This window comes from Polynucleobacter sp. (assembly GCF_040400325.1).
GTDB lineage: Bacteria > Pseudomonadota > Gammaproteobacteria > Burkholderiales > Burkholderiaceae > Polynucleobacter.
Genome location: NZ_JBBAQK010000005.1, coordinates 20,626 through 32,665 on the forward strand (window position 1 = coordinate 20,626; position 12,040 = coordinate 32,665).

Sequence of the window (12,040 nt, forward strand, 5' to 3'; positions counted from 1 at the left end):
TATTAGAAGGCTAATGCCAAGGACTCTATTAATAATCGCTATCATGAATGTCTCTAAAACGAATGATTGAATATAGCATGCAGGACACAGATATGAATCCAAATAATTTGAGTATTGAAGCTATTGATGACAAGCAATTTCATGAGCAGGGTAGCCAGTTATTGCACTCGATTGAATTGGCCCTAGAGGCAGCTGATGAAGAGCTCGATCTAGATCTAGATTTAGAGCGTCAAGGGGGCAATGTAATTAATATTCGTTTTCGGGATAAAAGCGTGATTGTGATCAATACACAGCCACCGCTACACGAGATTTGGGTTGCTGCCAAATCCGGAGGTTATCACTATCGGTGGGCGGGCACCATGAATCAGCCCTTATGGTTGGATACCAAAACAGGCCGCGAGCTATTAAGCGATTTATCCCAGTTTGCTACTGCTCAGGCAGGTAAAGACATCACCTTTGCACTCAAGAAGAATTAAGCCACAGTATTTATTTAAGCAGCACCAGTAGCTTGTAGAGTTTCTAGCACCTGAGCATCAGGCACGCTCTTAATTTGGGCCTTACCAATCTTCTCCAGAATCACGTAGCGAATTTGACCGCCTTCAGTTTTTTTATCTACCTGCATGAGTTCCATATACCTGGCGGCGCCAAATTTAGGAGCCTCTGTTGGTAGGTTCATGGACTGGATCATTTTCCTTAAACGGTCAAGATCGGCTTTACTAATATGATTTAGTCGGCAAGATAAGTCAGCGCCCATCACCATGCCACAACCCACCGCTTCACCATGCAACCACTCGCCATAACCCATGCCTGCTTCAATCGCATGACCAAAAGTATGGCCAAAATTGAGAGTAGCACGAATGCCACCTTCCCTCTCATCAGCAGATACAACCGCAGATTTAATTTCACATGAACGAAGTACGGCATGCGCCATAGCTTCGGTATCGCATGCCAGCAAGGCAGCTGTGTTTGCTTCAATCCAATCTAAAAATACGGCATCTGCAATCGCGCCATGCTTAATCACTTCCGCAAGGCCTGCTGAAAGCTCACGGGCAGGTAAGGTTTTTAAGGTGCTCAGATCGGCAACTACTGCTACCGGTTGATGAAAAGCGCCGATCATATTTTTACCAAGGGGATGATTGATGCCGGTCTTACCGCCCACTGAAGAGTCGACTTGCGCCAGCAAGCTTGTAGGTACTTGAATAAAACGTACCCCTCGCATAAAACTTGCAGCAGCAAAGCCCGTCATGTCTCCAATCACGCCGCCACCCAAGGCTACAAGAATGGTTTGGCGATCAGCTCCAAATTTGAGAAGGTCATCAAAAATCAACTGCAGGTTTTTCCAGTCTTTATATGATTCACCATCTGGTAATGCGATGGTTCTAACGGGCTTACCAAAGCTGGCTAAGGTTTTAGTAAGACGCTCTGCATATAAGGGTGCAACAGTAGTATTAGTAACAATATAGATCGAGGTCGCTTTTTCGCAAGCGCTAAATAAGACCGTTTGATCAATTAAGTTAGCGCCAATGTAAATGGGATAACTACGTCTACCAAGATCAACTTCAAGTGTTTTCATCATAGTCTTTAATGGGAAAGTTCAAGTTGCATGATTAGAGTGTTGACCAGTTGATTAACACTTGGCTTACCAGTTTCAATCACATGATCAGCGATTTCGCGGTAAAGAGGATCGCGAATAGTATATAAATCTTCTAGAATTTTTTTAGGATCACCATTTTTCAGCAAGGGACGTCCATCGCCACCCCTAGTCCGATGCCACAGTTCAATAGGATTGGCATGAAGATAGATTACTGTGCCACGCTCACTGAGCGCTTTGCGGTTTTCTGGTAAAAGAACTGCGCCACCACCAGTTGCCAAGATGATGTCTACTTCCGCCGTAATATCGCGAATAGTTTGAGCTTCACGTTTTCGAAAGCCCTCTTCACCTTCCATTTCAAAAATGACCGGTATCTTGACTCCACATCTTTCTTCAATGACATGATCAGCATCTAAAAAACGACGCCCTAATTTTTTTGCTAATACTTTTCCAACGGTCGATTTACCCGCACCCATAAGGCCAATGAGAAAAATATTTTTGCTTGAAGAGTTCACTCTCTGATTTTATTAGGGTTTGTCTAGAATGGTAGGTGTTAGAAAGACAAGTAACTCAGTTTTATCTTTTAATTTGGATTTATGGCGAAATAAGTGACCAATAAAGGGAATATCGCCCAATAAAGGAATTTTGACCTCGTCCTCTCGCTCTGTGGTTTGAAAGATTCCGCCAATAATGGCTGTACCACCATTTTCAACGGTTACTTCTGAGCTTAAGCTTTTAGTGTCAATGGCGTATCCCTGCTCTGTTTTCATTCCAATAGTGTCTTTATTAATTCCAACTAGCATTGAAATTTTTCCATCAGGATGAATTTTGGGGAGGACTTCTAGGCGTAGATTGGCCTTTCTGAACTGAAGTCTGTTGCCATTCTGTGAGGTGGTTTGATAAGGAAGCTCTGTGCCTTGTTCAATAGTCGCTTTTACTTGATCTCCGGTCATGATGCGGGGGTTGGACAAAATTTTCCCCTGACCTTTTGTTTCTAATGCTGAGAGCTCTAGTTGAAGTAAGCGCTGCGCATTTTTCGAAACCAGTGTTGCTGCAAAGCTTGCTGGGTTAAAGCCGCTGAGGCCAGCAACCCCTAAATCTAAACTACTGGCGATAGTTTGCTCAGGATTGCCACCGATGGTATTTGCTTGCGCACCCAATTTAACGCCTAGTTCACGCGCAAAGCGTTCATCAGCCTCAACAATTCGAGCTTCAATCAAAATTTGTCGTGGACTATTGACGTGGTCGCCTCCAAATGGCAGAGCAGCATCTTCGCGCCGAAATTTTTGAAAGGCTTGAATTTCTGCATGAGGACCAATCCAGTAGATATCCCCATTTCGAATCAGGCGCAGACCCCTACTAGCTAAAATGGAGTGCAGGGCAGTCTGCCAGGGGGTGTTGTTTAAGTGAACCGTTATCTTCCCTGTGATGGACTCACTCAGCAAGAAGTTGGTATTACCCATTTTGGCTAAGACCTGCAAGAGCTCAGAAACCTCAATCTCAGAAAAATGAAGACTCACAGGGACATTCACTAAATTTTGCGTGGCTTCATTACAATGTGTAGGGCGCGCCAACAAAGTCGCGAATAGGGCGAGCAAAAGAATCAAAAAAAGTAATTTTTTATGGGCTTGGATCATTCACTTTTTACCGGCTTAAGGACGATAGATTTACCTAGTGGGTGGCTGAGTGTTGCCAGGTCTTTTTCAATCTGAGTCAGGCGCCATTCACCCAGTACCAGGGCGCCTTTTGGGAATAGCACATGGGATTTGCCATCCTGAAATAAGGCCTGCTGCATGCCACCCATTTGGCTGCTACCCAAGTAGCGCCAAGCACGTATTTCTTGCTCACCAGGATGTGGGGCTGGCCTTGAAATCGTCTGTATTTTAGGCTTTATTTCTTTTAATGAGTGAACACTTACTTCTAATATTTCTATTTCCTCATAGAGATCACCTACTTCTTCATCTAGTTCTTTGCGCAATAAAGTGAGCTCTTTTTGTAGTGCGCTAATTTGGTTTTGAGAATCCTGTAGATCTTCGCTGGTAGGGTGATTAATAGAACCATAGGCAATTAATCCGCCAAATAACAAGACCCCTATGAGGCCTGCAAGTGCTATAAAAGCAGTGAATGTTTTGGCGTGCTTAAAGTAATCAAGGCGAGCTACGGCCTCGAAAATTGGCTTTGAATTTGAATGATCATGAGTCTGGGATTCCATGTTCTTTTGATGGGTAGTTTTGCGAATTCCATGGGGGTCAGGAATAGCAGGGTCATCCCCCAATTCACTCAATAGATGATCAAAAGATTGGGAGGAGATATGTCTTGCTGGCATACCAATATTTTTTGAGCATTGGCAATAAAAAAATATCAGCCTATGCTTAATTTGGTATCAGAACACCACGTTTTGGCAATTAAAAAGATGGGGTTTGATCGCTTTTAGGATATTTACTTAAGCACCCTATAATTTGAGCATATGGCTCTCCCCCCAAAAGACAAGCCGCCGATCAATCAGCGAAATTTCCGTCAGCTAGACAGACGTAGTGGTCAATATGGGGGTCAAGCTCCTTTGCCTCGGAAGTCATCCAGAAATCCACTGATAAAGGCCTTACTCATTATTGGGGTGGTCTTTGCGTTGGTGGTGGCACTTTTGATGGGCTATGCATTCTTAATTGCTAAGCCTAACTTACCCAAAATTTCTGCCTTAACGGATTACAACCCTAAGACGCCCTTACGTATATACACGGCAGACAAGGTTTTGATTGGTGAGTTTGGCGAAGAGCGTCGAAAAGTAATCCCCCTAAATGAGATTCCGCAAAGTATGCGTAATGCGATTCTGGCTATTGAGGACGATCGTTTTTATTCTCACGGCGGAGTTGATTACGTAGGCATCTTGAGGGCGGCTTTGACAAATTTGCGAGGTAACCTTTCGCAAGGTGCGTCCACCATCACCATGCAAGTGGCACGCAATTTCTTTTTAAGTAATGAAAAGACTTTTAGTCGTAAGATTTACGAGGTACTTTTATCTTGGGAAATAGAAGCACAGCTGACTAAAGATAAGATTCTAGAAATCTATATGAATCAAATTTTCTTGGGTCAAAGAGCTTATGGATTCTCGAGTGCCGCGCAAATTTATTTTGGTAAAGAGCTAAAAGATATCACCATTGCTGAATCTGCTATGTTGGCAGGCTTGCCCAAGGCGCCTTCAGCATATAACCCAGTAAGCAATTTCCGTCGCGCCAAAATTCGTCAAGAATATATTTTGCAACGCATGCGTGATTTGTCCTATATCTCGCAAGAGGACTATCTAAAAGCGATGGCTGAAGAGCTAAATATTCGTGGCTTAGGAAATGAATTTAGTGTGCGCGCAGATTTTCCTGCAGAAATGGTGAGGCAATTGCTCTTTACGCAATATGGTGAGGCAATCTATTCACAAGGTATCGATGTCTACACAACTATTTTAAAAGCTGACCAAGATGCTGCATATAGAGCAGTCCGCCGTGGAATTTTTGAATATGACTTGCGACATGCCTATCGAGGGCCAGAGGGTTTTATTACTCTTCCAGAAGACTCCGTTAAACGTCAGCGTGCGATTGATGAGGCTTTGTTAGCTTACCCTCAATTAGATGACTTGCAATCGGGCGTAGTGCTTGATTTGAAGCCTAAAGAAATGCAGGTGATGACTGCCTCAGGAGATGTCATTGCGATTAAAGGTGATGGTTTGAAATTAGCTACTGCTTCGCTCACTGATAGTGCACAACCTAAAAAGCGTTTGCGTCCTGGGGCGATTGTCAGATTGTTATCTGATGGTGGAGTTTGGAAATTGGCGCAACTCCCTCAAGTTGAGGCCGCCTTTGTTTCTATGAATACAGAAACAGGCGCGATCCTTTCTTTGGTTGGGGGCTTTGATTTCCGTCGGAATCAGTTTAATCATGTTACCCAGGCGTTACGTCAACCCGGATCATCATTCAAGCCCTTTATATATGCTGCTGCAATTGAAAAAGGCTTCTCTCCTAGCACCCTTGTCAATGATGCACCTTTATCTATTGGCAGTATGGAGACTGGCAGTCAGGTATGGGAGCCCAAAAACTACGATAGCAAATACGATGGCATGATGCGTTTACGTAATGCCTTAGCAAAATCAAAGAATTTAGTTTCTGTGCGAATCATTCGTGCGATTGGACCATCTTATGCGCAAGAATATATTCAGCGTTTTGGGTTTGAACCAGAAAAGCATCCACCATATTTAACAATGGCGCTTGGTGCTGGCTCTGTGACACCATTACAAATGGCATCAGCTTACAGCGTTTTTGCAAATGGCGGGTATCGTGTTGATCCATTTCTGATCGACAAGATGATGGATTCTAAGGGCACGGTTTTATTTGAGGCAAAGCGTGAGGATGCAAGCAGAGTATTAGATGCGCGCACTGCCTTCGTGATGGATAGCATGCTGCAAGAAGTTACCAAGACTGGTACAGCAGCATCGGCTCGAGTCAAACTTGGTCGAAACGATATTGCGGGAAAAACTGGAACTACTAATGAGTCTCACGATGCCTGGTTTGCCGGCTATAACCCAAAGGTAGCCGCCGTGGCATGGATTGGTTTTGATAAGCCTGCTAGCTTGGGTGATCGCGAAACTGGTGGTGGCCTTGCTCTACCAATGTGGATTTCGTATATGGACATTGCTTTGAGAAACCTTCCACAAGAAGCTCGCGAAGTTCCTAGTGGAGTGACACAAGTCGACGGGGATTGGTTTATTCCTGAGTTCTCAAACGCTGGTGGCGTTCGCGAACTAAAGTAGTTCGCTCAGATCATGGCCCGGCAAGCTCGCACTGTAATACCTGGACAGGTAATGCATGTCATGGTGCGTGGAAATAATCGCGAAGCTCTTTTTTTTGCCGATGACGATCGGCGTATTTATTTGCGATGGTTGCAGGAATCTGCCAAGCATTTTGGATGCGCAGTCCATGCTTTCGCATTAATGCCAAATCATGTACATCTTTTATTGACACCACAAGAAGAAGATTCGCTTGCCAAAACAATGCAGTCCTTAGGGAGGCGTTACGCGCAGTACTTTAATCAACAACATAAACGGTCAGGAACAATTTGGGAGGGGCGTTACCGTTCATCTTTGATAGACCCAGAATATTTTCTGCGTTGCCAGCGTTATGTTGAGCTCAATCCAGTGAGGGCTGGAGATGAATCTAGCCCTCAGGATTCTGGTTGGACTAGTTATTTGACCCATATTGGTGGAAATTCGGATCCATGGCTGGTAGATCATGAGAACTTTTGGCGATTAGGTAATACTCCTTTTGAGAGGCAAATGGGGTGGGCTGCTTTTGTTAAGGAAGGCGCACCTCATTGGGAAGATAAGCAAATCACTGAATCCTTGCTTCGCTCAAAACCGTGGGTGAGTGATATCTACGCCAAAAAGATCTTTAAAGACAGCCCAGAGATAGCCCAAATACGTCAACGAGGGCGACCAAGAAAAATAAATACATTAAATTCAGCCACTTAGGCCTAATGTAGGCTTTCTTGAGCACCCCTTTTTCCAAACTGAAATCTGACTCTGTCCCTATTCATGGTCCTCATTTTGGTTAGTCTCTAAAAAAATGGGACAGAGTTAATTTATTTATATTGCATTGGCATGGGTATTCACCTATATTTGATCCTCCAAAAGTAATCAGGACTTTGTCGTCCCTCGGAAATACTATGACCACACAAACAATTATCAATCTTCGCCCAAGCGCTCACGGTCTGTATGACCCACAAAATGAGCATGATGCCTGTGGCGTAGGATTTGTTGCGCACATCAAGGGTAAGAAATCCCACGAGATCGTTTCTCAGGGTTTGAAGATTCTTGAGAATCTAGATCACCGTGGTGCGGTTGGTGCAGACCCGCTGATGGGTGATGGTGCAGGTATTTTGATTCAGATTCCCGATACGCTATATCGCGAAGAAATGGCCAAGCAAGGAGTTGCTTTGCCGCCATTAGGTGAATATGGCGTTGGTATGATTTTCTTGCCAAAAGAGCATGCCTCACGTTTAGCTTGTGAACAAGAATTAGAGCGCACAGTCCGCTTAGAAGGACAGGTTGTTTTAGGTTGGAGAGATGTTCCCATTGACGTCGAGCTCCCGATGTCACCGACAGTACGAATGACTGAACCTGTCATCCGCCAAATTTTTATTGGTCGTGGCCGTGACATCATGACAACGGATGCACTAGAACGTAAGCTGTATGTGATTCGTAAAACAGCAAGTCACGCTATTCAGGATTTGCACTTGAAGCATGGCAAAGAATATTTTGTGGCTTCCATGTCCGCGCGCACTATTGTTTACAAAGGCTTGCTGTTGGCAAACCAAGTTGGTGCCTATTACCAAGATTTACAAGATCCACGGACTGTGTCTGCGCTGGCCTTGGTACACCAACGTTTTTCAACCAACACCTTCCCTGCATGGGAGCTAGCGCATCCCTATCGCATGATTGCGCATAACGGCGAGATCAATACTGTTAAGGGTAATGTGAACTGGGTCAATGCTCGCGAAGGGGCCATCAGCTCTCCAGTATTGGGCGAGGATTTAAAAAAATTATGGCCATTAATTTATCCAGGCCAGTCTGATACAGCTTGTTTTGATAATTGCTTAGAGTTATTAGTAATGGCTGGTTATCCATTGGCACAGGCCATGATGATGATGATTCCTGAGGCATGGGAACAGCATGCATTAATGGATGACAATCGCCGTGCTTTCTATGAATATCACGCAGCAATGATGGAGCCATGGGATGGCCCTGCCGCTATGGCCTTTACTGATGGTCGTCAAATTGGTGCAACGCTTGATCGTAATGGCTTACGGCCCGCTCGTTATTACGTAACAGAGGACGACTTAGTCATTATGGGATCCGAGGCAGGCGTATTGCCCATTCCTGAAAGCAAAATTATTCAAAAGTGGCGTCTTCAACCAGGCAAGATGTTCATGATTGATATGGAGCAAGGGCGCATCATTGATGACGTTGAGCTAAAGAACGCTGTTTCAAAAGCAAAGCCATACAAGAGCTGGATTGATGCTGTTCGAGTGAAGCTCGATGAAGTAGATGCAAGCAAAGTCGATTTAATCGATGAAAAAACGACGATCCGTCCAGCTGCAAAATTGTTAGATCGCCAGCAAGCTTTTGGTTATACCCAAGAGGACATTAAGTACCTAATGGCACCAATGGCAATGAGTGGTGAAGAGGCTATTGGCTCGATGGGTAACGATAGTCCATTGGCGGTGCTCTCAAATAAGAACAAGCCTTTATATAACTACTTTAAGCAATTATTTGCGCAAGTGACCAATCCTCCGATTGACTCTATTCGTGAAAACATGGTGATGTCTTTGGTGTCATTCATTGGGCCTAAACCCAATTTACTTGATACCAACAACATCAATCCTCCAATGCGGCTAGAAGTAAGTCAGCCAATTTTGGATTTTGATGACATCACTAAGATCCGTCACATTGGTCACTACACCAATGGTAAGTTCCGTTCATACGAGCTCGATATTTGCTATCCAGCTTCATGGGGTAAGGCTGGAATTGAAGCTCGCCTTGCTTCCTTATGTGCAGAGGCTGCTGATACTGTTCGTTCTGGTTACAACATCTTGATCGTGAGCGATCGTCAGGTAGATGAGAAGCACGTGGCAATTCCTGCATTGTTAGCTACCTCGGCAATTCATCAACATCTAGTACAAAAAGGATTGCGGACTAGCGTGGGCCTTGTGGTTGAAACTGGTAGTGCTCGTGAGACACATCACTTTGCACTCTTGGCTGGCTATGGTGCCGAAGCAGTTCATCCATATCTCGCAATGGAAACTTTAGCTGAAATGGCGAAAGGACTATCTGGCGATTTAGCTCCTGAAAAAGCAGTTAAGAATTTCATTAAAGCGGTTGGTAAGGGCTTACAAAAAGTGATGTCCAAAATGGGCATTTCTACTTACATGTCTTATACCGGCTCTCAGATTTTTGAAGCCATTGGCTTAAATCACGACATCATTGATCAGTATTTCAAAGGCACCCCATCTAATGTAGGTGGAATCGGTGTGTTTGAGGTAGCTGAAGAAGCTTTGCGTATGCATACCGCTGCGTTTGGTAATGATCCTGTATTAAACAATATGCTCGATGCTGGCGGTGAATATGCATATCGTATTCGTGGTGAAAATCATATGTGGACACCAGATACGATTGCCAAATTACAGCACTCTACTCGGATTGGTGCAGAGAAGGGTTATCAGACTTATAAAGAGTACGCCAATATCATTAATGATCAAACTAAGCGTCAAATGACCTTACGTGGTTTGTTTGAGTTCAAGATTGATCCAGCAAAAGCTATTCCGCTTGATGAAGTCGAATCTGCAAAAGAAATCGTAAAACGTTTTGCAACGGGCGCGATGTCTTTAGGTTCGATCTCTACCGAGGCGCATGCTACCTTAGCAATTGCGATGAACCGCATTGGGGGTAAGTCCAATACTGGTGAGGGAGGCGAAGATCCAAACCGTTATATCAATGAGCTCAAAGGTATCCCAATCAAGAAGGGCGAGACCCTTGCAAGCATTTTGGGTAGCGATGTAGTTGAAGCGAATATTCCATTGTTAGACGGCGACTCCTTGCGTTCAAAAATTAAACAAGTGGCTTCTGGCCGATTTGGGGTCACTACTGAATATTTGCGTTCAGCTGATCAGATTCAGATCAAGATGGCACAAGGCGCTAAACCTGGTGAGGGCGGTCAGTTGCCAGGAGGAAAAGTTTCTGACTATATTGGTAAATTGCGTTTTTCTGTGCCAGGAGTTGGATTGATTTCTCCACCACCACATCATGATATTTACTCGATTGAAGATATCGCTCAGTTGATTCATGATTTGAAGAACGTCAATCCAAAAGCAGATGTTTCTGTGAAGTTGGTATCTGAAGTGGGTGTTGGAACAGTTGCTGCCGGTGTTGCCAAAGCAAAAGCGGATCACGTGGTCATTGCTGGTCATGATGGCGGTACTGGCGCCTCCCCACTCTCTTCAATAAAACATGCTGGTTCGCCTTGGGAATTAGGTTTAGCTGAAACACAGCAAACCTTGGTTCTCAATGGACTTCGAAGCCGCATCCGAGTTCAGGCTGATGGTCAGATGAAAACAGGGCGCGATGTCGTGATTGGCGCATTGTTAGGCGCTGATGAGTTTGGTTTTGCGACCGCTCCATTAGTGGTTGAGGGTTGCATCATGATGCGCAAGTGTCATTTAAATACCTGTCCTGTAGGTGTTGCCACTCAAGATCCAGAGTTACGGAAGAAGTTCTCTGGAAAGCCAGAGCATGTGGTGAATTTCTTCTTCTTTGTTGCAGAAGAAGCCCGCGAGATCATGGCGCAGCTCGGTATTCGTAAGTTTGATGACTTGATTGGCCGTGTTGATTTCTTAGATACTCGTAAAGGTATTGATAACTGGAAAGTACATGGCTTAGATTTCAGCAAGATCTTTGCTGAACCGCAGGTGGCAGCTGATGTGCCACGTTACCAAGTCCTTACACAGGATCATGGTTTAGATAGCGCACTTGATAACATTTTGATCGAGAAGAGCGAGCCTGCTTTAGAGCGTGGCGAGAAAGTTTCTTTCATTGTTCCGGTGAAGAACGTCAATCGTACCGTTGGCGCAATGCTTTCTGGTGAAGTTGCACAACGCTATGGTCATGCAGGCTTGCCTGACGACACAATTCACATTCAATTAAATGGCACGGCTGGCCAAAGCTTCGCAGCTTTCTTGGCGCATGGCATTACTTTGGACTTGGTTGGCGATGGTAATGACTATGTTGGTAAGGGCCTATCTGGGGGCCGTGTCATTGTGCGTGCTCCACATGAATTCCGTGGAGACACCGCTAAAAATATTATTGTTGGAAATACTGTGCTGTACGGTGCAATAGCTGGTGAAGCCTTCTTTAATGGTGTTGCGGGAGAGCGTTTTGCAGTTCGTAATTCAGGCGCTACTACGGTGGTAGAAGGTACTGGTGACCATGGTTGTGAATATATGACCGGCGGAACTGTAGTGGTGCTTGGCACAACCGGCCGTAATTTTGCTGCGGGCATGAGTGGCGGTATTGCTTATGTTTATGACGAAGACGGTATGTTTGATCAGCGTTGCAATACCAGTATGGCAACTTTAGAAAAAGTATTGCCTTCTGCTGAGCAGGTCGCGAAGATTCCTCAGTCCGATTGGCATGCTCCTATTGATGTTAAAGACGGTGGCGAGCGTATAACCGATGAGCAAATTTTAAAGGGCTTGATTGAGCGTCATTTCCGTTACACCGGATCAGAGCGCGCCAAGGCCCTGTTGGCCGACTGGCAAAACGCCCGCACTCGTTTTACGAAAGTACTTCCAACTGAGTACAAACGCGCTTTGGGCGAATTGTGGGAAAAGTCACAGAAGAAAACGGTTGCTGCTTAA

General features: G+C 44.8%; 8 protein-coding genes. 4 read left to right on the forward strand and 4 right to left on the reverse strand.

Annotated features, from left to right (window positions below; translation table 11 throughout):
* Positions 1-92 precede the first annotated feature (92 nt).
* Positions 93-476 carry an iron donor protein CyaY gene (gene cyaY / locus ABWP14_RS05355; protein ID WP_353201945.1) on the forward strand — a complete coding sequence of 128 codons (384 nt, stop codon included), beginning with the start codon at positions 93-95 and terminating at the stop codon, positions 474-476.
* A 14-nt stretch (positions 477-490) separates the two neighbouring features.
* On the opposite strand, the gene aroB is transcribed toward cyaY, so the two are convergent.
* The 4 genes from aroB to ABWP14_RS05375 all read right to left on the reverse strand — a co-directional run bounded on the left by aroB (position 491) and on the right by ABWP14_RS05375 (position 3,917).
* Positions 491-1,573 (reverse strand): 3-dehydroquinate synthase, encoded by a 1,083-nt coding sequence (gene aroB / locus ABWP14_RS05360; RefSeq protein WP_353201946.1) that lies wholly within the window; start codon positions 1,571-1,573, stop codon positions 491-493.
* 8 nt (positions 1,574-1,581) lie between these two features.
* Positions 1,582-2,106, reverse strand: coding sequence for a shikimate kinase (locus tag ABWP14_RS05365; protein WP_353201947.1), 525 nt, complete (start codon positions 2,104-2,106; stop codon positions 1,582-1,584).
* A gap of 12 nt (positions 2,107-2,118) precedes the next feature.
* The gene (locus ABWP14_RS05370; protein ID WP_353201948.1) at positions 2,119-3,111 is read right to left on the reverse strand and encodes a secretin GspD/PilQ domain-containing protein; all 993 of its coding nucleotides are present in this window, start codon (positions 3,109-3,111) and stop codon (positions 2,119-2,121) included.
* 113 nt (positions 3,112-3,224) lie between these two features.
* A complete protein-coding gene (locus tag ABWP14_RS05375; RefSeq protein WP_353201949.1) occupies positions 3,225-3,917 on the reverse strand; it encodes a PilN family protein in 693 nt (230 codons plus the stop codon).
* A gap of 141 nt (positions 3,918-4,058) precedes the next feature.
* Here ABWP14_RS05375 and ABWP14_RS05380 point away from each other — a divergent pair, with 141 nt between their 5' ends.
* The 3 genes from ABWP14_RS05380 (at position 4,059) to ABWP14_RS05390 (ending at position 12,040) form a co-directional block, all read left to right on the forward strand.
* Positions 4,059-6,383, forward strand: a complete 2,325-nt coding sequence (locus ABWP14_RS05380; RefSeq protein ID WP_353201950.1) for a penicillin-binding protein 1A — start codon at positions 4,059-4,061, stop codon at positions 6,381-6,383.
* 12 nt (positions 6,384-6,395) lie between these two features.
* Positions 6,396-7,100, forward strand: a complete 705-nt coding sequence (locus ABWP14_RS05385; RefSeq protein WP_353201951.1) for a transposase — start codon at positions 6,396-6,398, stop codon at positions 7,098-7,100.
* A 194-nt stretch (positions 7,101-7,294) separates the two neighbouring features.
* Entirely contained in the window at positions 7,295-12,040 is a 4,746-nt protein-coding gene (locus ABWP14_RS05390) for a glutamate synthase-related protein (protein WP_353201952.1), read from the forward strand.

Bases quoted from the DNA above. Each gene is read 5' to 3' on its own strand.
- cyaY (WP_353201945.1), top strand. From the start codon at position 93: ATGAATCCAAATAATTTGAGTATTGAAGCTATTGATGACAAGCAATTT.
- aroB (WP_353201946.1), bottom strand. From the start codon at position 1,573: ATGAAAACACTTGAAGTTGATCTTGGTAGACGTAGTTATCCCATTTAC.
- ABWP14_RS05375 (WP_353201949.1), bottom strand. From the start codon at position 3,917: ATGCCAGCAAGACATATCTCCTCCCAATCTTTTGATCATCTATTGAGT.
- ABWP14_RS05380 (WP_353201950.1), top strand. From the start codon at position 4,059: ATGGCTCTCCCCCCAAAAGACAAGCCGCCGATCAATCAGCGAAATTTC.
- ABWP14_RS05385 (WP_353201951.1), top strand. From the start codon at position 6,396: ATGGCCCGGCAAGCTCGCACTGTAATACCTGGACAGGTAATGCATGTC.
- ABWP14_RS05390 (WP_353201952.1), top strand. From the start codon at position 7,295: ATGACCACACAAACAATTATCAATCTTCGCCCAAGCGCTCACGGTCTG.